Origin of the sequence: Aeribacillus sp. FSL M8-0235, assembly GCF_038000355.1 — a bacterium.
Classification (GTDB): Bacteria; Bacillota; Bacilli; order Bacillales; family Aeribacillaceae; genus Aeribacillus; species Aeribacillus composti.
This window is the reverse complement of sequence record NZ_JBBOBW010000001.1, coordinates 3,275,655-3,298,107: the sequence shown is the minus strand read 5'-3', so window position 1 is coordinate 3,298,107 and position 22,453 is coordinate 3,275,655. Positions and strand designations below refer to the sequence as shown.

Here is a 22,453-nt window from a genome sequence, read left to right as displayed (position 1 = left end):
CTTCCATAAGAACCTCTCAATTTGTAGCGGCTGAGCTATATTTGCTCAGCCGTTTTTTTCTGCCAATTTTTTAAACAACTTTTCAAAGAAAATAAACAGAACAACATGAAAAAAATAGTGGCTAATTGATAATAAACGAGGTTCATTGATTGATAGATCAACGGTTTCAAACTCCTTTATTAAAATTATTATAATTTACTATTGATTTTTAATTAAAATATGTTATCATATAGTTGTAATGATTAGAGAAATATTATTTTAAATTATGAGGTGATCGGTAAATGGGAGATAATAAAAAGCTTACGACGAGCTGGGGTGCTCCTGTAGGGGACAATCAAAATTCGATGACAGCAGGCCATCGAGGTCCGACATTAATTCAAGACGTACATCTTCTGGAAAAACTAGCCCATTTTAATAGAGAAAGAGTTCCTGAACGAGTTGTTCACGCAAAAGGTGCCGGTGCTCACGGATACTTTGAAGTGACAAATGATATGTCAAAATATACGAAAGCGAAAGTCTTCAACGGAGTAGGCAAGCGAACACCAGTATTTGTCAGATTCTCAACTGTTGCAGGTGAGCTTGGCTCCGCTGATACGGTCCGCGATCCGCGCGGTTTTGCCGTTAAGTTTTACACAGAAGAAGGAAACTATGACATCGTAGGAAACAACACGCCGATTTTCTTCATTCGCGATGCGATTAAATTCCCTGATTTTATCCACACACAAAAGCGCGATCCAAAAACACATTTGAAAAATCCTACTGCCGTATGGGATTTTTGGTCTCTATCGCCTGAATCATTGCACCAAGTAACTTATTTGATGGGAGATCGCGGAATTCCGGCAACATACCGTCATATGAATGGTTATGGAAGCCATACATTTAAATGGACAAACGAAGACGGGGAAAGCGTCTGGATCAAATATCATTTCAAAACTGACCAAGGTATAAAAAACCTTGATACGAAAACAGCTGTAAAAATTGCCGGAGAAAATCCGGATTATCATACAGAGGATTTATTCAATGCGATTGAAAACGGAGACTATCCTTCTTGGACGCTTTATGTGCAAATCATGCCGCTTGAAGATGCCAACACATACAGATGGGATCCATTTGACGTGACAAAAGTATGGTCTCACAAAGATTATCCATTAATTGAAGTAGGAAAATTAGTATTAAATAAAAACCCTGAAAACTATTTTGCAGAAGTTGAGCAAGCTGCATTCTCACCGGGAAACCTAGTTCCAGGAGTCGATGTATCGCCGGACAAAATGCTGCAAGGTCGTCTCTTTGCATATCATGATGCACATCGCTACCGCATCGGGGCAAACTATAACTCACTTCCAATCAACCGTCCGCGGGTTGAAGTGAACAACTATCAACGCGATGGATTTATGCGCTTTGACTCAAATGGCGGAGGCTCTGTATATTATGAACCAAACAGCTTCGGCGGTCCAAAAGAAACACCTGAAGCAAAACAAGCATCATACCCAGTATCAGGTGTTGCGGAAAACGTTCCTTATGACCATGATGACCATTATACTCAAGCGGGCGACTTATACCGTCTCATGAGTGAAGATGAAAGAGTACGTCTTATTGAAAATATTGTAAATTCAATGAAGCCAGTTAAGCTGGAAGAAATAAAACTCCGCCAAATCGGCCACTTCTACAAAGCAGATCCTGAATATGGCACCCGCGTTGCAGAAGGTCTTGGTTTGCAAGTGCCAGAAGAAGTAAAAAAAGGTTAATAAATATTTCATAGCTGGACGATCTCGGAAGGTTCAAACGAACTTTTCGGGGTCGTCTTAATTTTTGTCACTTTCGAAAAAATATTTGGAATTACAACCTGCTTGCTTGTGAATGCGTCAGCTTTCAAACAATAGTTGGAATTACCACACGTCCCATAAAAACATATAATTGCCTTCTTTAATAGGGAAAAGTAAAAATAGTTAAAAATTTTTTTATAAAGTTGTATGATGGAAAATATAAATAGTTTCGTTCATACTTTTTGGAGGCTATGCTTATGAAAGAAGTGGCGTCTTTCTTAAAACCGTACCGCTTGGCGGTTGTTATTGCTCTTGCTCTCATGTTAACCGAGCTGACAGTGGAGCTTGTCCAGCCTTTGTTTATGGCAAAAATTGTAGATGATGGAATTTTGAAAAGGGATTTATCAGCTGTCGTCCATTGGGGGTTGGTGATGGTTGGTGTATCGGCTCTTGCCTTTGCAGCAGGCATCATTAATTCATTTTTTGCGGCGCATGTCAGCCAGAGCTTTGGCTTTGATATTAGAAAAGTTCTTTTTGGGAAAATTCAATCCTTTTCATTTGCGAACTATAATCAATTTTCCAATTCATCTTTCATTACAAGGATGACAAATGATGTCTCCCAAGTGCAAAACACAATTTTTATGGGACTTCGGATTATGCTGCGTGCTCCATTGTTGGTGATCGGCGGCGCGGTTATGGCTCTAGCAGTAAATTTTACATTATCCTTCATTCTCATCGTCATTCTTCCGTGTCTGATCTTTTTTCTTTTATGGGTGATGAAAAGAGCAGGATCGATGTTTCGAATCGTGCAAGAAAAGCTGGATACGGTGAATAAAGTCATACAGGAAAACTTGACGAATATGCGCTTAATCAAAGCTTTTTTGCGAAATGACTATGAAGTTAATCGCTTTCAGAAGGCGAACAAAGATTTAAAAGACCAAACAATTTTCGTACTCCGCTTTATGGAAATTATGCAGCCTGTCTTGCTTTTTGTAATGAATGTAAGCATCTTAATTATTTTATGGGCGGCTCATGCTGGACCAAGTGAGGCAAAAGTAGGTGAAGTCGTTGCGATCGTCAATTATTCAACGAGGATCATTTCTGTTTTATCTATGCTGTCTTTTATTGTCTCTGGTTTTTCCAGGGCAAAAGCCTCCAGCTTAAGGATTTCGGAGGTGCTTCAAACAGAAGTAAAATTGACTGATGAGCTTGCCGAATCAAGTCATCAAATAACAGAGGGAAAAATTGAATTTCGATCGGTGTCCTTTGCATACCCGGATTCAGCCGTTAAGGTGCTTGATGATGTATCGTTTACGGTAAATGCTGGAGAAACTATGGCGGTGATGGGGGCTACCGGCTCCGGCAAATCGACTCTTTTCAATTTAATTCCGCGATTATATGACTTAGAAAAAGGAGCCGTTTATATTGACGGTTTCGATATACGTACGATCAAGCTTGAGCATTTAAGAAGGTCAATTGGGATGGTTCCGCAAGAATCGCTGTTATTCACTGGAACGGTAAAAGATAATATTTTATGGGGAAAAGAAGATGCTACTATGGAAGAAATCATTGCTGCTGCAAAGGATGCCCAAATACATGATACGATTTTAAAGCTACCTCATGGATATGATACCCTTATCAGCCAAAAAGGCGTGAATCTTTCCGGAGGGCAAAAGCAGCGAATTTCGATTGCCAGAGCGCTTGTCCGAAAGCCAAAAATATTGCTGCTTGATGACAGCACGAGTGCTTTAGACTTAAAGACGGAAAGAAAACTGCTTCAAGCATTGATGAAATATCCATGTACGACCTTGATCATTACGCAAAAAATTTTAACAGCGATGGCGGCTGATCAAATTTTGCTACTAGAAAACGGAAAGGTGCTTGCGAAAGGAAGGCATGATGAATTAATACGCAGCGTTCCACTTTACCAAAAAATCTATGAATCACAATATGGAAAGGATGGCATCCGTCATGCTCAAAAGTCTTATTGAACCTTTCCGATATGAAAAACTAAAGCTGACAAATGAGTCAAAAGTGAAGAAAAGCTCTTCAAAAGTTAAAGACTGGAAAGGAACATTAAAAAGAATTTGGGGATATATGTCAGATCAAAAGGTTTTGTTTTTTTTCGTTTTGCTCATGGTTTTTATTAGCACAGCTTTAACAATCCTTGGGCCTTTTTTAGTAGGGAAAGGGATCGACATTTATATTGTAGAAAAAAGCGGAAATCACTTTTTCTTTTTTTTCGTCGTTCTTGTTTTGATCTATGCATTGCATTCCCTTTCCATTTGGCTGCAAAACATATGGATGATCAAAGTGGCGCAAAATACTGTGTATAAAATGAGATCCGATCTATTTCGCCAGTTTCACCTTCTTCCCATTTCTTTTTTTGATCAGAAAAAAACGGGAGAGCTGATGAGCCGAATGACCAATGATGTTGAAAACGTCAGCTCGACATTAAACAGCTCAGTGATTCAAATCTCATCCAGTGTTCTTACATTAATTGGTGTTATTTCTGTTATGTTATGGATGAGCCCTTTTTTAACAATCATCACCTTAATAGTTGTTCCTTTATTGGTTGTAGGTATGAAATGGATTACCCGGCGGACTGGACAATTGTTTAAAGAGCAGCAGCGAAGTTTAGGAGAACTGAATGGATACATTGAAGAAACCATCACTGGTCAGCGAATTGTCAAAACCTTTTCACAAGAGAACCGGGTTATGCATGAGTTTTTAGAAAAAAATGAAAGGCTGCGGAGATCTTCATTTTGGGCTCAGACGATTTCCGGTTTTATCCCAAAGCTTATGCACGTATTAAACAATTTAAGTTTTACATTGATTGCAGGGTTCGGTGGAATCTTTGCTCTAAAAGGGTGGATAACCATCGGAACGATTGTTGTTTTTGCGGAGTACGCCAGGCAGTTTACACGACCTTTAAATGATCTTGCCAATCAATTTAATACATTATTATCTGCGGTTGCCGGTGCAGAGCGGGTATTTGATTTGCTCGATGAGCAGGCAGAGGAAGCTGATTTTGGAGAATATGTACAATCCGCAAATATAAAAGGGGACATTGTGTTTGATCGAGTATCTTTTTCATACGGGGAAGAGAGCCAAACGATAAAAAATATTAGCTTTCATGTTTCTCCGGGAGAAACAGTTGCCCTTGTCGGTGCCACCGGCGCCGGAAAAACAACGATCATCAATTTACTGGCACGCTTTTATGAAGTAAAAGAAGGGAGAATTTTGATAGATGGAAAGGATATTTCCAAATTAAGACGGAGTGAACTTCGTCAAGCAATGGGGTTTGTATTGCAGGATCCTTTTTTGTTTCACACGACAATTCGTGAAAATATCCGATACGGAAGATTGGATGCAACAGATGAGGAAGTGGAGGAAGCGGCAAAGCTAGCAAATGCTCACTCATTTATTAAAAACCTGCCTGATCAATATGATACAATCATTAACGAAGGTGGAACGAGCATCAGTCAAGGACAAAAACAACTTCTTTCAATTGCGAGGGCGATTTTAAAAAATCCGTCCATTTTATTGCTGGATGAAGCGACAAGCAGCATTGACACTGTAACAGAATTAAAGATTCAAGAAGCGCTGGAGAGGCTGATGAAGGGGAGAACAAGCTTTGTGATCGCTCATCGGCTGAATACAATTAAAAAAGCAGATCAAATATTTGTTATCCTGGATGGTCGCATTGTGGAAAAAGGATCTCATGATGAATTGCTGGAAAAAGAGGGGTTTTATTTTGATTTAGTCACAAACCAGCTAAAACCGCAATTAAAAACGAAAGACATGTTGTCAGAAATAAAGGATCATATATAATGAATATAATCACTTTACTTTGTTAAAAGGGGAAACAGTATGAAATTAGTAGCTATTGATTTAGACGGGACATTGCTATCTTCAAATTTATCCATATCAGAAGAAAATCTTACAGCTATTCGGGAAGCACAAAATGAGGGAAACATCATCATGATTTGCTCCGGCAGGGCGCCTGAGAGTATTCGTGAACTGCTGGACGAATATGATTTTGCATGTCCATTTGCAGCAAGCAATGGAACAGTTGTCGTAATCGAAGGAGAAAAGCCGAAATACATTTCAATGAACAAACAAAACATGTTGGAAGCAGCCGAAATTTTGGAGAGTTATGGTGTGCCGTATAAACTTTATACAAATGATGGTATTTGGATGCCGGAAGACTGGAGCGCCAAAGTTCGCTCTGCTCTGCAGTCGAATCCGGAGCTGGCAAAATGTTTGCTTGAATCTGAGTACAAACTGTTTATCGAGCAGCCAAAAAGGACCGACAATAATCGATACTTTCGTCATATACAAGATGTTATAAACCGCGGTGATTTATCGGTCCAGAAGTTTTTTATTTTGCAATTTAATCAACATACTAGAAAAGAAATTATGGAACAATTAGAAAACATTGCTGGGATTGTGGTTACGACATCAGGTGACTACAACATTGAAATAATGGATGAAAAGGGAAATAAAGGATACGGATTAAAAGCTGTTGCCAAGCACTACAATATCCCATTGGAACAAACGATTGCGATTGGTGATAATTTCAATGACGTTCCAATGCTGGAAGCTGCAGGGCTTTCCGTTGCAATGGGGAATGCCGAGCCTGAGGTGAAAGAAATGTGCGATATCGTGACGAGGACAAACGATGAACACGGTGTCGCCCATGCTATTCGACAATTTGTGCTGTAAATAGTTTATGGATGCAAAGGGGTGTCTAATAAGTCGTTTTTACGGCTTATTGACGCCCCCTTTAATGTTTTATAAACGTTGATATATCGACGTTTATAATTTTTTGTTTACGATAGGGATTTGACTTTCTGGATAGCTCCTTTCATTTTATTTACTATTGAAAACTGCGGCGGTGCGGCTTCTTTGAGGCGGGCAATAAAAAAGTGTGATGAAATTATTTTTATTGTTTCGCTAGTTCTGTCTGCCATACTTTTTTTAACATAGCTGTTTCGTCACACGATGGAAGTTTCGGACAATTGATGCAATCCTTCCACATTTTTTGCGGGAGAGATTGCTTGTCAACGATATCGAATCCTAATTTGGTAAAAAACTCGATTTGATACGTTAAGGCAATCAAATTTTCAATTTCCAACCTGTTTGTTTCATAAATGATTTGTTTTACGAGCTCTTTTCCGATGCCTTTTCCGGTATGGTCAGGGTCAACGGCCAGCGAGCGGATTTCAGCCAAATCTTTGTCTAAAATATGCAAGCTGGCAACGCCAGCCACTGCTCCGCCTTCATCTGCAACATAAAAATTTTGTAAATTCTCATAAATAGATGCGTACGTTCTGCTGAGCAGCTTTCCTTCCAATGCATAATGTTTAATTAATTGATAGATGGCATCTGTATCGCTCATAGTCGCTCTTCGAATGTGCATGTATACTCCCTCATTTAATCGAATGAATAATTATAAGTAAAACAAAATATTTATTCATATATATTATCGGTATGAACATTATTTTGTCAATAAAAAAACCAAACAATTTATAATTATGCAAGTTCATCAAATATTTAAACATTTTCTGTAAGTAAAATTTTGGCGGGAGAAATAATTCATTAGAGGATTATATTAAAAGGGAGCTATCATTCAATGAATTTAGTGAAAAAATGGATTCCTGTAAGAGAGGATCTCTAAATATATGAATCTTCTTCATCCATCAACGAAAATAACCTTCTTTTGTGGACAAATTTAGATATTTTTTCTAAATGTATTGAAAATGAGTCTTATTCTTATTATAATTGATAACGAATCTCATTATTAATTTATTACGGAAAGAGTTAAAAAATGAAAAAACGATATTTGATCATTGCTCTCATTATTCTTTCAATTGCATCGATTTTTATCGGAGTAAACGATATTAAACCAACTGATATATTCAATTTGACAGATGAACAAATACAAATTTTGATCATCAGCAGAATTCCGCGCGTTATTAGCATTATTATTGCAGGAACGAGTATAAGCATTGCCGGTCTTATTATGCAGCAGCTGAGCAGAAACAAGTTCGTTTCCCCAACTACGGCAGGAACGATGGATTCCGCCAGATTGGGGATTTTAGTTGCGATCATGGTTTTTGCAGACGCCAGTCCGATTCAAAAAATGATTGTCGCTTTTGCTTTTGCACTTTTAGGAACATTTATCTTTATGAAAATATTAGAAAAAATTAAATATAAAGATACTATTTTTGTTCCTCTAGTCGGGCTGATGTTTGGCAACATCATTGGATCTATCACTACTTTTTTTGCATACAAAAATAATTTGATTCAAAATGTTTCCTCATGGCTGGAAGGAGATTTTTCGTTAATTTTAAAAGGTCAATATGAATTATTGTACGTCAGCATTCCTTTTGTATTAATTGCATACTTGTATGCGAATCAATTCACTGTCGCTGGAATGGGAGAGGAATTTTCGAAAAATTTAGGCTTGAATTATAAGCAAGTTGTCAATATCGGACTTGTTATCGTAGCTTTGATCACTTCATCTGTTGTATTGACGGTTGGAACCATTCCGTTTCTAGGTCTTGTCGTTCCGAATATTGTCGCCATATACAATGGAGACCATTTGAAAAAGAATTTGATTCATACCGCTTTGCTCGGTGCTGTTTTCGTTATGTTTTGCGATATTTTAGGGCGAATCATTATATATCCGTACGAAATCTCGATCAGCTTAACCGTCGGTGTCATCGGCAGTGCCATTTTTGTTTACTTACTTATGAGGAGAAAAGCATATGGGTTATAGAGCGAAATTAACATCTCTTCTAGTGGTCGCAGTCCTTTTAATTATCACCTTTTTGTTCATCGACCTCGGCAAAAATTGGGATTATGCATTGCCGCGCCGTTCGGTGAAGATGCTGGCGGTTATTATTACAAGTGTAGCAATCGGTTTTTCAACATTAGTATTTCAAACGATTACAAACAACAGAATTTTAACTCCGAGCATTTTAGGTTTAGATTCTTTATATATGCTTTTGCAAACCATGCTTGTCTTTTTATTTGGTTCAACACATGTTGCGATGATCGATAAAAATATTAACTTTGCGCTTTCCTTGTTCTTTATGATGCTGTTTGCACTGATCTTTTACAAATTCCTTCTTCGAGGCGAGGGTCAAGACATTTATTTTCTTCTTCTAATTGGACTGATATTCGGAACATTATTTAACAGCTTGACTTCTTTTATGCAAGTGCTGATAGATCCTAACGAATTTCTAATTGTACAGGACAGAATGTTTGCCAGCATCAATAACGTGAATACGGATTTGCTGTACTTGTCGATTGCCGTTATGCTGCTGGCGGGTCTTTATTCACTGAAATATGCCAAATATTTAGATGTGCTGGCACTTGGAAGGGAGCATGCGATTAATCTCGGCATTGATTACGATCATGTTGTCAAAAGGCTTTTGATCATTGTGGCTGTTTTCGTTTCGATTTCGACAGCTTTAACCGGTCCGATGACGTTTTTGGGCCTTCTCGTGATTAACGTGGCAAGGGAATTTTTAAACACATATAAACATAGTGTTTTAACGATCGGGACCGTTCTTTTTTCCATCATTGCGTTGGTTGGCGGTCAGCTATTGGTCGAAAGAGTGTTTACATTTTCAACTACGTTAAGTGTTGTCATTAATTTTGTTGGAGGGGTTTATTTTATTTATCTTCTATTAAAGGAGAATCGATCATGGTAGAAGTAAAAAATGTTTCAAAACAGTACGGAAACAAATTTGTAGTAAAAGGCGTCTCGCTGAAAATTCCGAAACAAAAAATCACAGCCTTCATCGGCCCAAACGGAGCTGGAAAAAGCACACTGCTATCAATGATCAGCCGATTAATAAAAAAAGATGAAGGAGAAATATTGATTGACGGAAAAGAAATTGGCGCATGCAAAAGCAACGATTTGGCGAAAAAAATTTCGATCTTAAAGCAATCAAACCACATTAATCTTCGCTTAACAGTCAGGGAACTTGTCTCTTTCGGTAGATTTCCGTATTCAAGCGGAAGATTAACAAAAGAAGATCAAAGGCATGTGGATGAAGCGATCCGTTACATGGGGCTTGAAGAGATTGAACATAAATTTCTTGATCAGTTGAGCGGAGGCCAAAAGCAGCGGGCTTTTATCGCTATGGTGATCGCGCAGGATACCGAATATATTTTGCTTGATGAGCCATTGAACAATTTAGATATGAAGCACTCTGTGCAAATTATGAAAATGTTAAGAAAACTTGTCGATGAACTTGGAAAAACAATTGTCATTGTACTGCACGATATCAATTTTGCATCGGTGTATGCCGATTATGTAGTTGCAATGAAAGATGGAGAGCTCGTACACGTCGGGCCAACTGATCAAGTCATAGATCATTCTGTCTTAAAAGACGTATATGATATGGATATAAACATTCAGCAAATAAACAATTGCAAAATATGTGTGTACTTTTCTTAAGAAGGGTAGTATGGATGGAGGCATTTTGATAAACATCTCAGCAGAAGGAAGAGCTGTCAGCTCTTCCTTACAAAGAATTCGAAATGATAATGATTTTCTTATTCAATTGAGAGATGTTTAAAGAATTGCCGACATCATTCAAAAAATATACAGGGGGTAATTTTTATGAAAAAGTTTTTAGTTTTTCTCATTGCTTCTTTGATGGTTTTTGTTGTTGCAGCTTGCGGCTCGAACGGGTCAACTAGCGGCGAAGGTGAAAAAAATGACACGAAACAGGAGTCAGAAGAACTGACGATTAAGCATCAGCTTGGCGAAACAAAAGTGAAGAAAAATCCAGAAAAAGTCGTCGTTTTTGATTTTGGTGCTCTTGACACATTGGATAAGCTTGGCGTTGAAGTGGCAGGTGTACCGAAGGATAACCTTCCATCCTATTTAAAAGACAAATACAGTGACGATAAATATGAAAATGTCGGCGGTTTAAAAGAACCGGATTTTGAAAAAATCAGTTCGATTGAGCCTGATTTGATCATTATTTCCGGAAGACAATCAGAGGTTTATGAAGAGTTTGAGAAAATTGCACCAACCATCTTTATGGGTGTTGATACAACGAAATATTTAGAGTCATTCCATGAAAATGTGAAAACACTTGGAAAAATTTTCGGTAAAGAAGAGGAAGCTGAAAAAGAATTGGCAGCAATCGATGAATCGATTAAAAAGCTAAAAGAAAAAGCAGAAGCGTCTGGAAAAAATGCATTAGTTATTTTAGCTAATGAAGGGAAAGTCAGCGCATATGGACAGAAATCTAGATTTGGACTCATCCATGATGAATTTGGGATTAAAGCTGTAGATGAAAACATTGAAGTTTCTACACACGGACAAAGCATTTCATTTGAATATATCGTTGAAAAAAATCCTGATTACTTATTTGTGGTAGACCGCGGTGCTGCTGTAGGCGGCCAATCATCTGCAAAACAAACAGTAGAAAATGAATTAGTGAAAAAGACAAATGCCTACAAAAACGGCAATATTGTGTACTTAGATCCTAACTACTGGTATTTATCCGGCGGCGGATTGATTTCGGTTGCTGAAATGGTGAAAGAAGTGGATAATGCGATCCAATAATTTTTCAAAAGGGAGCTGAATAAAATGGTACCTGTAGGTAGGACACTCGAAAAAAAGAGTGTTCAACCTACAGGTATTTTTATATACTTGAATTTCAGAATATGGGGGGTAGGGGACAATATGAGTAAAATAACTTTTTCATCTAAAGAGATAAACATACTTCAAAAAAATCCAAATGTACAACGTGTCAGCGAAAGGTCTATTACCTATACTGACGATTTTAAAAATAGATTTATAGATGAATACCAAGCTGGAAAATTCCCTCGTCAGATCTTTGAGGAAAACGGCTTTGATGTGGACGTTATCGGCATAAAACGAATTGAACAGTCAGCCCATAGATGGAAAAAAGCCTATGAAAAGAATGGCCTGATAGGGCTTACAGATTCAAGGAAAACGGCTTCTGGGAGACCCTTAAAGCGTGAGCTTACACAGTCCGAAGTGATTGAAAGGCAAAGGGCCAGAATTGAGCTGTTGGAAGGACAGGTGGAGCTGTTAAAAAAGCTAGAATTGACCGAAAGGATGCTAAACGCAAGCTAGCGAAAATCTCAATCCGAATAAAGCGTACCAATTGATACAGGAGACCATTGAACAGAATGGATTCAAGGGGATGACCAGGTATTTTTGTGACCTTCTGGATGTCTCACGGTCGGGATATTACAGCTACCTGAAGGCTTCCTCTGTCCGGGAAGCACGGGAGAAATTGGACCTTGAAGCGAAGGAAATCATCTTAAAGGCCTTTGACCGGCGGGGATATAAGAAAGGTTCACGCTCTATCAAAATGATATTGGAGAATGAGTTTGATATTATCTTCAGCCGTAAAAAGATCCAGAGGATCATGAGGAAATACGGAATCGTCTGTCCTCACCGAAAGCCTAACCCTTATAAAAAGATCGCTAAAGCAACGAAGGAGCATCAGGTTGTCCCAAACAAATTAAACAGGGAATTCAAGCAGGGAATCCCTGGGAAAGTACTACTTACGGATATCACTTATCTTCCATATAACGGAAATTGTATGGCTTATTTGTCGACCGTAAAAGACGCCTCCACCAATGAAATCCTGGCTTACCATGTGTCTGATCGCATCACCTTGGACATCGCCACCCAGACGATCCATCAATTGATGAACAATAAAAAAATTACTCTCCATGAAGAGGCTTTTATCCACTCGGATCAGGGAAGCCACTATACAAGCCCACGTTACCAGAAGCTTTTAAAGGAGTATGGCCTGGGCCAGTCTATGTCACGAAGAGGCAACTGCTGGGATAATGCCCCTCAAGAATCATTCTTTGGCCACCTTAAGGATGAAGTGGATTATAAATCGGCAAGAACATTGAAGGAATTGAAGTCAAAAATTAATCATTACATGGTTTACTATAACAATTACCGCTATCAGTGGAATTTAAAAAAGATGACCCCTATTCAATATAGGAATCATCTTCTAGCTGCTTAATCTCTTTTTTATAGTGTCCTTGACATGGGTGCCACTTTAAAATGATAGGTGATCCCCTTTTTGTTCTTCCTACTCCCTTTCAGCGTGTTACTTGCAATGTATTTGCTCTTTCTCAATTGGTATAGAACCTTATTGACATAGAACTTTGAATTCGGAAAGTATATCCTCTTTATCTGATCCGTTGTCATGGCTCGATAATTATATAAATCTTCTAGTATATTAATCTTTCGGTCATTCAATTGCTCATAGTACTTGTATTCACTCATTTTTTTCCTCCTCTTTGATGCCTTCTCTCCGGGGTCTGTTTAGTGTTTCAGATTCCTCATTTTTTCGGAATCCTCACACTAAACTGCATTCAAAAAATGATCTTTTTTTTAATACATAAAACTGTTGAAAACATTGATAAATCAACGATTTTACGCTTCATTTTAGGTTAAAATTGTTGTCTAATTTTAAGGTCAAAATTCAGAAAACAATCTTTAGGTTTTTTTACCCTTATTTTGATCACATTTTTTTCTACTATTTGAACCTTTCTAAGACTGTTTACCAAAAGCCCAAACTCTCTTTTTTCATCAAATCTACTTCTTCCCTATTTGTTATTTCGGAAAAATGTTTTTCAGAAAGATTGATCGTAATTTTTCCTGTTAAAAGAAAATCCACTAAAAAACTTTGAGGGATAACGTACACTTCAATTCGTTCATCTTCATCTTCATCTGGAATCAAATTTCCAAAATGCATAAAGGATAAGTGTTGCCAGCTATCATCTTTTATGATTCCTGTCTTTCTAATCCCGTCAATTAATGGTTTGTAATTCAAATTATCGAGATCTCTTTCGATATTGTTTTCAAAGTAATGAATAGTAATCAAAATTGCTTTTTCAAAAACGGTATAGTTCCCACTGAAATCATATTGATGATAGGAAATCTTATTGAAAAATTCCCTTATATCTGTTCCGTCACGGAGACAATGCTTTCTGTTTTGTTTCAGAAGAATTTTATGAAACTCCCCAAAATAAACGAAATGATAGTATGGAATCTTGATTCCGTTATGTTCCACGGTATGTGCTACATAGTATTCTTTTTTCATCTTCATCCAGTCCTTTCTATTGTTTTGTAAACATGTAAAATTGTTATTATTTCAATATCTTTTAAATCCAACTAAAATAAAATGTTTACAATTAAACTAGGAAAACTGATGTTAGACTAAAAAGTAGACACAGATTATTATAGTAATAATAGACTGAAAAATGAGGTGTCTACATGACAAAAAAACAAAGGCGGTACGAGGAAGACTTTAAGCGTCAAACTGTTCGTTATATTTTGGAGGAAGCGAAATCCGTTGCACAAGTGGCTCGTGAGCTCAAAATTAACGAAAATACTCTTCACGGCTGGATGAAAAAATATAAGCAAGAACCTGAAATAACAGAAACCCAAACGTTTCGATCCGAAGACCACGAAGTTCGTGAACTGAAGAAACGTATTCGGGATCTGGAGGAGGAAAACTCCATCTTAAAAAAGGCGATGCACTTCTTCGCGAAAGACCATCGGTAAAATATTCATTTATCCATAAACATCGCTTCGATTACCGATTGGAGAAGATGTGCGAAGTATTGAAAGTTTCTCGAAGCGGTTATTATAAATGGCGTGATCGTCCCAAAAGTGCTAGACAAGAGCGTCGAGAAGAATTGACGCAGGAAGTGCGTCGTGTGTATATCGAATCTCGCCAACTGTATGGGAGTCCCAAGGTTACCAAAAAGCTTAATCATGAAGGCATTAAGGTTTCACAGAAGACGGTTTCCCGCATAATGAATGAAGAGGGAATGAAGTCTCGTACCGTGAAAAAGCATAAGGCAACTACTAACTCAAAACATAACCATCCGGTTCACGAAAATGTCTTAAACCAACATTTTACTGTTACGAAACCAAATGAAGTATGGGTAGCTGATATCACCTACATTCCAACGGATGAAGGTTGGCTTTATCTAGCTAGTATGATGGATTTGTATTCAAGGAAAATAGTCGGCTGGCATATAGACTGTTCCATGAAAAAGGAGCTAGTGTTAAGTGCTTTAAAGCAAGCCTATCAGCGTCAACAACCACAGGGTTCTATCCTCCATCATTCTGATCGAGGGAGTCAATATGCTTCAAATGACTATCAAGCTAAGCTAATGGAATACGGAATGAAATGTAGCATGAGCCGCAAAGGAAATTGTTATGACAACGCTTGTATTGAATCATTTCATGGGATAATAAAAAAAGAACTAATCTATCAGACTCGTTATAAAACAAGGGAGGAAGCAAAAAAGAGCATATTTGAGTATATAGAAATATTTTACAATAATAAACGTATTCACTCCGCAACAGAGTATTTTTCGCCATCTGAATACGAACGTATGTACTATAAAAAGGGAGCTTAATGAACATATTAATAGAATAGTTAGACCCGAAAATTTACCTTTAAAAATAATTAGGACAACGTCGTAATTATTTTTAAAAGGCCACCAAGCGATAGCGCGGTAGCTGCGAAAAAAAATCTATAAATTTTTGTGTCTACTTTATTGACCTAATATCAAACAGCTTGCAAATGATAGAATGTATACAAAAAGTTAGAAAAAACACTTAAAAACGTTTATATTTCAACGATTTTAAGTGTTTACTCTTTTTCTTATGATTTTCATAAAACTGTTTACACGAACTGTATTTCAAGCTTTATAAATGCTTATGTGACAAGGATTTGATCCACTTATTTTTTGTTTACAAATCTTATTCTCCTATCCATTCTTTTAAATATGGTCTTGGATTCACTGGTTGATCGTTTATTCTAATCTCAAAATGAAGGTGAACCCCTGTTGATCGTCCTGTTGATCCCATGTATCCAATAACTTGTCCAGCTCTAACCTTTGTTCCTTTGCTAATTCCTTGTTTTTGTAAATGAGCGTAATAAGTTTTCATATTGTTCTCGTGTTGAATAATCACCAAATAACCATATCCCCCGTTGTTGTATTGGGAATATATAACCTTTCCATCCATAAACGCCACAACTGGTTTTCCTAAATCGTTTCCTCCTGCAATATCAATTCCTTTATGCATCTTTGTTTCTCCACCCAATGTGATGTTAGACTAAAAAGTAGACACAGATTATTATAGTAATAATAGACTGAAAAATGAGGTGTCTACATGACAAAAAAACAAAGGCGGTACGAGGAAGACTTTAAGCGTCAAACTGTTCGTTATATTTTGGAGGAAGCGAAATCCGTTGCACAAGTGGCTCGTGAGCTCAAAATTAACGAAAATACTCTTCACGGCTGGATGAAAAAATATAAGCAAGAACCTGAAATAACAGAAACCCAAACGTTTCGATCCGAAGACCACGAAGTTCGTGAACTGAAGAAACGTATTCGGGATCTGGAGGAGGAAAACTCCATCTTAAAAAAGGCGATGCACTTCTTCGCGAAAGACCATCGGTAAAATATTCATTTATCCATAAACATCGCTTCGATTACCGATTGGAGAAGATGTGCGAAGTATTGAAAGTTTCTCGAAGCGGTTATTATAAATGGCGTGATCGTCCCAAAAGTGCTAGACAAGAGCGTCGAGAAGAATTGACGCAGGAAGTGCGTCGTGTGTATATCGAATCTCGCCAACTGTATGGGAGTCCCAAGGTTACCAAAAAGCTTAATCATGAAGGCATTAAGGTTTCACAGAAGACGGTTTCCCGCATAATGAATGAAGAGGGAATGAAGTCTCGTACCGTGAAAAAGCATAAGGCAACTACTAACTCAAAACATAACCATCCGGTTCACGAAAATGTCTTAAACCAACATTTTACTGTTACGAAACCAAATGAAGTATGGGTAGCTGATATCACCTACATTCCAACGGATGAAGGTTGGCTTTATCTAGCTAGTATGATGGATTTGTATTCAAGGAAAATAGTCGGCTGGCATATAGACTGTTCCATGAAAAAGGAGCTAGTGTTAAGTGCTTTAAAGCAAGCCTATCAGCGTCAACAACCACAGGGTTCTATCCTCCATCATTCTGATCGAGGGAGTCAATATGCTTCAAATGACTATCAAGCTAAGCTAATGGAATACGGAATGAAATGTAGCATGAGCCGCAAAGGAAATTGTTATGACAACGCTTGTATTGAATCATTTCATGGGATAATAAAAAAAGAACTAATCTATCAGACTCGTTATAAAACAAGGGAGGAAGCAAAAAAGAGCATATTTGAGTATATAGAAATATTTTACAATAATAAACGTATTCACTCCGCAACAGAGTATTTTTCGCCATCTGAATACGAACGTATGTACTATAAAAAGGGAGCTTAATGAACATATTAATAGAATAGTTAGACCCGAAAATTTACCTTTAAAAATAATTAGGACAACGTCGTAATTATTTTTAAAAGGCCACCAAGCGATAGCGCGGTAGCTGCGAAAAAAAATCTATAAATTTTTGTGTCTACTTTATTGACCTAATATCAGACAGCCTGTATTGCCTAGTGAAATGCAGCCTGGTGATCTTGTATTTTTTGATACCTATAAAGCCGATGGCCATGTGGGGATTTATGTCGGTGATGGTAAATTCATAGGGGCGCAATCAAAAACAGGTGTTGCGATTGCTGACATGTCAAAAGGTTATTGGCAACAAAAATTCAATGGACGTGTAAAAAGAATATAAGGGGAAGCATTACAAGTATCAACAGAAGCCGGGAGAGGGGAAATCCTCGCCCGGCTTTATTACGTTCGATGAAAGAGATAGTATCAACAGAAACTTTGTTTAGTCATAGATCCTTATTTACTTTTTTAGTAGGTAGCTTAGACCGTAGCAATACTAATTATTTCTTAATAAAATCTGTATCTATCTATATTTTGTTTAAATTATCCAAATAACCCATATATTACACCATTATATTGTGAAAACTTTTGTATACTTGGATAAATCTTACGGTATATAATTTTCTTGCTTTAATTACAAAAAAATGGGGGTTAATTATGAACGTTAAATCAGTACTTGCTAGAGTACTAGCATCAACTTTGCTATTCTCGGGGTAGCACCATCATTTCGCGGATTTACAACGCTAAGCGTTTATGTCAAAAAGTACGCTTTATGACAAGCCTAATATCCTTTGAATTCATCATGTCAAAAAGCCTGAATTCAAGTTATGCAATATTTCATTTAATTAAGGGACTTTATGACATACGGACAATAGGAAGGTTCTCTAAACGTTGTCATATCAAGGGATTCTTGGGTTCTGCATTCCTTAGCGTTGTTAATCTGCGTTTTGCTGGCGGTACCCCTTTTATTATTTATAAATATTATGGTTCTGGTGCCAAAATAATTCGATAAGAAAAAAGAACCTATATTATCTGCCAACTTACGGATTACGAGATTACAGTTCGTAAATTAACAGGTAATATAGGTTTTATATTTTTATCAGGTTGTTTTTTCTTTAGAATCGATATCTTTATGATGCTTAATTAAGTCATCAATACTACGTTTAAGGTGATTTATCATAGCAGCACGTGCTTCATCTGGAGTACCTGTGCAAATAGCTGTAACAATATTTTGATGTTCAGAGATCGAACTTTTCATTTGTTTTGGTAGCAACATTGGTAAATGAGGAGGAAGCCCGTTCCATAAATAATTTAAAAAATTTTCGAGCCTTGAACTCCCTGATGCAGCCCAAATAGCTCTATGGAAAGCTTCATTAGCTGATACATAACTAAACATATCCATCGATAATGCGGCTTTTTCTGAATTTTCAAGAGCGAGTTTAAGATCTTCAAACCCATTACCTCTTAAGTTTGCTCGTGCAGCAGCTTCCCCTTCAAGCATCGCACGTATTTCCAAATGATCCACGATATCTTCGATTGTTAAACCTTTAACGATAGCTCGCCTTTTTTGTATAGTCAATATCCCTTCACGTTCTAAAATCTGAAAGGCTTCCCTCACTGGCATTCTTGATGTACCAAGTTCTTCTGCAATTTTTTCTTGCGTAAGCTCTTGCCCCCGTTGAAGTTCACCAGTAAATATGGCCTTTCTTAGAATTTCAGCCACTTGATCACGTGCAGGTAACAGAGATGCTTGTTTCATTGTACAATCCTCCTAAAAAATATATGCGATAAATGCTGAAGTAAAAGCTACAGCTGACAAATTTAAGCTATTAGTATAAATACAAACATTGCAGTTAATAACTTAACAGTGCAATTTGAATCCAAAATAACAAACTTATCTTAAGTTTATCTTAAATTGATCTCATAGGTATTTCAATAGTAAGTTGCTTCTCACCTTTCAAGCAAATAATTTTCAAAAGTAGATTGACAATTTAGATTATGGTTAATTATAATCTAAATTAACAATGTTACTTTGGATCCAAAGTTACAAAGCTAAAATAAAGATAGAGAAGGTGTGATTATGAATTTGGGCGTAAATGGAGATATGGGGTTACGTGTGGGAATTATTGGGTTTGGAGAGGTTGGACAAGTTTTTGCAAAAGGAATTTTAGATAAAATAGAAAGCGTTTTCGTCTATGACATTTTATTAGAGAGTAATAGAGATTTAATAATAGATAAAATTAACCATATTGGTGCCCAAGCTGTTGATCGAATTGAACAGATTGGAGAGTGCTGTACCCTCATCATTTCATTGGTGAATAGCGCTGCTTCTGAGGCAGTAGCCGCGGGGGTTGCCAAGGGGATAAGTAAAGGAACAATATTTGTAGATCTTACAACAAGTACACCTCTAGTAAAGTCGAAGAGCGAAAAATTAATTGTTTCCAATGGCGGTATTTATGTAGACGCCTCTATTATGGGGACGGTAGCGACTGAAGGGCAAAAAGTTCCTCTGTTAATTGCTGGAGAACAGGCAGAAGAAGTTCAGGCGCTATTAAATTCATTAGGCTTTAACTCCCAAGCAATAACGCATCCTAATGGGGGAGCAGCCAGCATTAAATTATTAAGAAGTATTTTTATGAAAGGGCTTGAAGCTCTCGTGCTAGAAACAATGGTAACCGCTAAAAAATACGGGGTTGCAGATGAGGTCATGGAAAGCATATCAAAAACAATCAATAATAATGATTTTACTACTTTTGCAAACGCTTTAATCACAACTCATGTCATTCACAAAAATCGTCGTTATAAAGAAATTATGGATAGTTGCAATTTAATAAAAGAAGCTGAAATTCCACCTTATGTTACGGATGGAGTTGTAACTTTCTTCTCAAATTCAATAAATATTGATATAGATCAACAAGTAATACAATCAAATAATGTATCGGAAATTCTAAAAGAATTTATTCCTAAAAAGGCAGATAGTAATTAAATATGGAGTTCAAAAAAATGTGTTAAGGAGGAATCGTTATAATGTCAAATATTGGTTGTAAAATAATTAAGGAAGTTCAACGACCAGACAATTCCTTAGTGGAGGAATTTAGAAACTTTTCAGTTGCAAATATAGATGACTGTTTGAATCGTTTATCTTCTGTTCATCAAGATATTCGACCTGTAAATAAAGCAAAACTATTGGGTACTGCCTTTACTGTTAAAGTCCCGGAGGGTGACAATCTAATGTTCCATAAAGCTATGGATATGGCTAGAGAAGGAGACGTTATTGTCATTGATGCTGGGGGAAGTACAAATCGTGCGATATGCGGAGAATTGATGATCAATTATTGTAAACTGCGTGGGTTTGCAGGTGTTTTAGTAGATGGTAGTATACGAGATTATGATGCTCTTTCCATCATGGATTTCCCTGTATATGCTAGAGGAGTTACACCTAAAGGTCCTTATAAAAATGGACCAGGGGAAATAAATACAGTCATCAGTTTTGGTGGTCAAGTTGTTCATCCTGGTGACATTGTTGTTGGTGATGCTGATGGGATCGTATTCATACGACCAGAAGAAGCACTAGATCTCCTTGAAAAGGTAAAAAATGTATCAAAAAAAGAAGAAGAGATTATGAAAACGATGGTTAATGAAGGAACTTATAAAAGACCATGGGTTGATCCTAAACTTGATGAAATCGGTTGTGAATATATATAAAGTTTTACCGGTAAATGTAAATTAATAATTACTAAGGACATAATCAACTTTTGCAGAGACATTTTAAACATATAACTATTATTTCGATATTGTTTTAAGACGGTTATTTAAGAAAGGATTTTTCCTAGAAATAAGGTTTTACGTCGTTTAGGAATTAACCGTACACTACTTAAAAATATAGTTTAATACTATATGGGGTATGAAATGGATGGTTCGTTGATCTGTTTTTAGCTCTTATAGATGGCTGTCGAAATTAAGAAACTTCTACTACCGGTTCAATCGTCTGCTCCTGTCAAAAAAGAGGCTAAGGTAAAATGTCTAGATAAGCCCATTAATCTTAGTCTCTTATGTTACCGGTGAAGGTACCGATAGAGGAGCTACTAGGTTAGTGCCATATGTGATGCGAGCGCTGTCAAATAGGTGCATGAATGGGGTGGCTTTATTTGTGATTTAACAGAATATATGTTAATCCTATATATCCCATAAGATAGAAGGAAAATGGGGGAAATAAAAGATGAGGTATCCAGTAGAAGATCTGAAAAAATTTGTTGTTGCTGTGATGACTACAGCTGGTTTAGAAGAGGAAGAATCAAAGATATTTGCTGATGGCTTGCTCTTCGCTGATTTACGTGGAATAGGTTCTCATGGAATATCTCGTCTCCGAACGTACGCGAAACGAGTAGAGTGTGGAGTGGTTAGTAGCAATATTACACCAGAAATTATTATGGATTCAGGTGCGCTTCTTGCAGTGGATGGAAAGAACGGAATTGGAGTATCAGTAGCTTTACAGGTGATGGATATATGCATTGAAAGAGCCAAGCAGTACGGTTGTTCTTTTGTTGGAGTTAAAAATGGGACACACTTTGGTACAGGAGCCTATTTAACAAAATACGCTGCAAATAAAAATATGATTGGTTTTGCTATAAGTAATTCGGAAGCTGCAGTAGTACCAATTGGTGGAGCGAAGCCGATGTTAGGGACAAATCCTTTGTCCGTATCAATTCCAGCAGGCAAACATAATCCATTAGTATTGGATATGGCGACTAGTGTCGTTGCTAGAGGGAAAGTAGTATTAGCTGAAAAAGAAGGAAAAACGATTCCTGATTCATGGTGCGTTGATGCAAACGGAGCACCAACAACAGATCCAAAAGCCGCTTTAGAAGGAGCAATGTTGCCATTTGGCGGTGCGAAAGGATATGCTATAAGCTTAATTATAGACTTGATGTGCAGCTCCTTGGCTGGTGCTCTAGATGGAAGAAAGACTCATCGCTTTTGGGATGATTTTGAAAATCCACAAAATGTAGGTTATTTCATTGGTGCTTTTGACATTTCTAAAATACGCTCTGTCAATGAATTTACAGACAGTGTAGACAGTATTTTCAATGAATTTAAGGCTTGTCCTACTGCACCTGGTGTTGAAGAGGTTATGATTCCGGGTGAAATAGAAGACAGAAAGGAACAAGATAATATTCAGAATGGGATTATACTTTCTGAATCAGTTATAGATGATTTAATTAATGTGGCAGATCACTACAGTGTTAAACATCCTTTTATCCAGTAATACTTGAATGATTTATCATTTAAGGAGGGAG

General features: G+C 37.1%; 19 protein-coding genes and 1 pseudogene. 15 read left to right on the top strand and 5 right to left on the bottom strand.

Features of this window, described 5'->3' with window-relative positions; genetic code table 11:
- Positions 1–281 precede the first annotated feature (281 nt).
- The 4 genes from katA to NSQ71_RS16130 all read left to right on the top strand — a co-directional run bounded on the left by katA (position 282) and on the right by NSQ71_RS16130 (position 6,491).
- Positions 282–1,745, top strand: a complete 1,464-nt coding sequence (gene katA / locus NSQ71_RS16145) for a catalase KatA (RefSeq protein WP_327848564.1) — start codon at positions 282–284, stop codon at positions 1,743–1,745.
- A 275-nt stretch (positions 1,746–2,020) separates the two neighbouring features.
- A complete protein-coding gene (locus NSQ71_RS16140) occupies positions 2,021–3,754 on the top strand; it encodes an ABC transporter ATP-binding protein (RefSeq protein ID WP_339193373.1) in 1,734 nt (577 codons plus the stop codon).
- Positions 3,735–5,597, top strand: coding sequence for an ABC transporter ATP-binding protein (locus NSQ71_RS16135; RefSeq protein WP_340734234.1), 1,863 nt, complete (start codon positions 3,735–3,737; stop codon positions 5,595–5,597). The genes NSQ71_RS16140 and NSQ71_RS16135 overlap by 20 nt, the downstream gene beginning before the upstream one ends.
- 39 nt (positions 5,598–5,636) lie before the next feature.
- Entirely contained in the window at positions 5,637–6,491 is an 855-nt protein-coding gene (locus tag NSQ71_RS16130) for a Cof-type HAD-IIB family hydrolase (protein ID WP_340734233.1), read from the top strand.
- A 220-nt stretch (positions 6,492–6,711) separates the two neighbouring features.
- On the opposite strand, the gene NSQ71_RS16125 is transcribed toward NSQ71_RS16130, so the two are convergent.
- On the bottom strand, positions 6,712–7,188 hold the full coding sequence (locus NSQ71_RS16125; RefSeq protein ID WP_063386801.1) for an N-acetyltransferase: 477 nt from the start codon (positions 7,186–7,188) through the stop codon (positions 6,712–6,714).
- Between the two features lie 408 nt (positions 7,189–7,596).
- On the opposite strand from NSQ71_RS16125, the gene NSQ71_RS16120 reads away from it, so the two are divergent.
- From NSQ71_RS16120 to NSQ71_RS16100, 5 genes are all read left to right on the top strand, one after another.
- Entirely contained in the window at positions 7,597–8,550 is a 954-nt protein-coding gene (locus NSQ71_RS16120; RefSeq protein ID WP_063386800.1) for an ABC transporter permease, read from the top strand.
- Entirely contained in the window at positions 8,540–9,490 is a 951-nt protein-coding gene (locus NSQ71_RS16115) for an iron chelate uptake ABC transporter family permease subunit (RefSeq protein WP_327863075.1), read from the top strand. Before NSQ71_RS16120 ends, NSQ71_RS16115 begins: the two co-directional genes overlap by 11 nt.
- The gene (locus tag NSQ71_RS16110; RefSeq protein ID WP_094244445.1) at positions 9,484–10,242 is read left to right on the top strand and encodes an iron ABC transporter ATP-binding protein; all 759 of its coding nucleotides are present in this window, start codon (positions 9,484–9,486) and stop codon (positions 10,240–10,242) included. Before NSQ71_RS16115 ends, NSQ71_RS16110 begins: the two co-directional genes overlap by 7 nt.
- Positions 10,243–10,407: 165 nt before the next feature.
- A complete protein-coding gene (locus tag NSQ71_RS16105; protein ID WP_340734232.1) occupies positions 10,408–11,364 on the top strand; it encodes a siderophore ABC transporter substrate-binding protein in 957 nt (318 codons plus the stop codon).
- A gap of 120 nt (positions 11,365–11,484) precedes the next feature.
- A protein-coding gene (locus NSQ71_RS16100) for an IS3 family transposase (RefSeq protein WP_340734231.1) occupies positions 11,485–12,814 on the top strand; the annotation gives its coding sequence in 2 pieces (ribosomal slippage) (positions 11,485–11,892 and positions 11,894–12,814; 1,329 coding nt in all).
- Positions 12,815–12,822: 8 nt separating this feature from the next.
- On the opposite strand, the gene NSQ71_RS18640 is transcribed toward NSQ71_RS16100, so the two are convergent.
- Both NSQ71_RS18640 and NSQ71_RS16095 read right to left on the bottom strand, forming a co-directional pair.
- Positions 12,823–13,080: a replication-relaxation family protein gene (locus tag NSQ71_RS18640; RefSeq protein WP_445684699.1), complete on the bottom strand. Its 258-nt coding sequence runs from the start codon at positions 13,078–13,080 to the stop codon at positions 12,823–12,825.
- A gap of 277 nt (positions 13,081–13,357) precedes the next feature.
- Entirely contained in the window at positions 13,358–13,900 is a 543-nt protein-coding gene (locus tag NSQ71_RS16095; protein ID WP_340734230.1) for a hypothetical protein, read from the bottom strand.
- A 173-nt stretch (positions 13,901–14,073) separates the two neighbouring features.
- Here NSQ71_RS16095 and NSQ71_RS16090 point away from each other — a divergent pair.
- A protein-coding gene (locus NSQ71_RS16090) for an IS3 family transposase (protein ID WP_445684698.1) occupies positions 14,074–15,230 on the top strand; the annotation gives its coding sequence in 2 pieces (ribosomal slippage) (positions 14,074–14,335 and positions 14,335–15,230; 1,158 coding nt in all).
- A gap of 346 nt (positions 15,231–15,576) precedes the next feature.
- Here the strand turns inward: NSQ71_RS16090 and NSQ71_RS16085 are convergent.
- Positions 15,577–15,903 (bottom strand): M23 family metallopeptidase, encoded by a 327-nt coding sequence (locus NSQ71_RS16085; protein WP_340734229.1) that lies wholly within the window; start codon positions 15,901–15,903, stop codon positions 15,577–15,579.
- Positions 15,904–15,990: 87 nt separating this feature from the next.
- Between NSQ71_RS16085 and NSQ71_RS16080 the strand changes: the two genes are divergently transcribed.
- Together NSQ71_RS16080 and NSQ71_RS16075 are read left to right on the top strand one after the other, a co-directional pair.
- A protein-coding gene (locus NSQ71_RS16080) for an IS3 family transposase (RefSeq protein ID WP_445684698.1) occupies positions 15,991–17,147 on the top strand; the annotation gives its coding sequence in 2 pieces (ribosomal slippage) (positions 15,991–16,252 and positions 16,252–17,147; 1,158 coding nt in all).
- Between the two features lie 163 nt (positions 17,148–17,310).
- A pseudogene (locus tag NSQ71_RS16075) lies at positions 17,311–17,499 on the top strand (C40 family peptidase); the annotation flags it as partial.
- 756 nt (positions 17,500–18,255) lie between these two features.
- Here the strand turns inward: NSQ71_RS16075 and NSQ71_RS16070 are convergent.
- On the bottom strand, positions 18,256–18,915 hold the full coding sequence (locus tag NSQ71_RS16070; protein WP_340734227.1) for a GntR family transcriptional regulator: 660 nt from the start codon (positions 18,913–18,915) through the stop codon (positions 18,256–18,258).
- Between the two features lie 321 nt (positions 18,916–19,236).
- On the opposite strand from NSQ71_RS16070, the gene NSQ71_RS16065 reads away from it, so the two are divergent.
- The 3 genes from NSQ71_RS16065 (at position 19,237) to NSQ71_RS16055 (ending at position 22,422) form a co-directional block, all read left to right on the top strand.
- A complete protein-coding gene (locus tag NSQ71_RS16065) occupies positions 19,237–20,142 on the top strand; it encodes an NAD(P)-dependent oxidoreductase (RefSeq protein ID WP_340734226.1) in 906 nt (301 codons plus the stop codon).
- A 41-nt stretch (positions 20,143–20,183) separates the two neighbouring features.
- The gene (locus tag NSQ71_RS16060; protein WP_340734225.1) at positions 20,184–20,861 is read left to right on the top strand and encodes an RraA family protein; all 678 of its coding nucleotides are present in this window, start codon (positions 20,184–20,186) and stop codon (positions 20,859–20,861) included.
- 514 nt (positions 20,862–21,375) lie between these two features.
- Entirely contained in the window at positions 21,376–22,422 is a 1,047-nt protein-coding gene (locus NSQ71_RS16055; protein WP_340734224.1) for an Ldh family oxidoreductase, read from the top strand.
- The last annotated feature ends 31 nt before the right edge of the window (positions 22,423–22,453 follow it).

Coding starts and splice junctions, on each gene's coding strand:
- NSQ71_RS16095 (WP_340734230.1), bottom strand. CDS start 13,900: ATGAAAAAAGAATACTATGTAGCACATACCGTGGAACATAACGGAATC.
- NSQ71_RS16070 (WP_340734227.1), bottom strand. CDS start 18,915: ATGAAACAAGCATCTCTGTTACCTGCACGTGATCAAGTGGCTGAAATT.
- NSQ71_RS16120 (WP_063386800.1), top strand. CDS start 7,597: ATGAAAAAACGATATTTGATCATTGCTCTCATTATTCTTTCAATTGCA.
- NSQ71_RS16115 (WP_327863075.1), top strand. CDS start 8,540: ATGGGTTATAGAGCGAAATTAACATCTCTTCTAGTGGTCGCAGTCCTT.
- NSQ71_RS16140 (WP_339193373.1), top strand. CDS start 2,021: ATGAAAGAAGTGGCGTCTTTCTTAAAACCGTACCGCTTGGCGGTTGTT.
- NSQ71_RS16110 (WP_094244445.1), top strand. CDS start 9,484: ATGGTAGAAGTAAAAAATGTTTCAAAACAGTACGGAAACAAATTTGTA.
- NSQ71_RS16060 (WP_340734225.1), top strand. CDS start 20,184: ATGTCAAATATTGGTTGTAAAATAATTAAGGAAGTTCAACGACCAGAC.
- NSQ71_RS16135 (WP_340734234.1), top strand. CDS start 3,735: ATGCTCAAAAGTCTTATTGAACCTTTCCGATATGAAAAACTAAAGCTG.
- NSQ71_RS16065 (WP_340734226.1), top strand. CDS start 19,237: ATGAATTTGGGCGTAAATGGAGATATGGGGTTACGTGTGGGAATTATT.
- NSQ71_RS18640 (WP_445684699.1), bottom strand. CDS start 13,080: ATGAGTGAATACAAGTACTATGAGCAATTGAATGACCGAAAGATTAAT.
- katA (WP_327848564.1), top strand. CDS start 282: ATGGGAGATAATAAAAAGCTTACGACGAGCTGGGGTGCTCCTGTAGGG.
- NSQ71_RS16085 (WP_340734229.1), bottom strand. CDS start 15,903: ATGCATAAAGGAATTGATATTGCAGGAGGAAACGATTTAGGAAAACCA.
- NSQ71_RS16105 (WP_340734232.1), top strand. CDS start 10,408: ATGAAAAAGTTTTTAGTTTTTCTCATTGCTTCTTTGATGGTTTTTGTT.
- NSQ71_RS16055 (WP_340734224.1), top strand. CDS start 21,376: ATGAGGTATCCAGTAGAAGATCTGAAAAAATTTGTTGTTGCTGTGATG.
- NSQ71_RS16125 (WP_063386801.1), bottom strand. CDS start 7,188: ATGCACATTCGAAGAGCGACTATGAGCGATACAGATGCCATCTATCAA.
- NSQ71_RS16130 (WP_340734233.1), top strand. CDS start 5,637: ATGAAATTAGTAGCTATTGATTTAGACGGGACATTGCTATCTTCAAAT.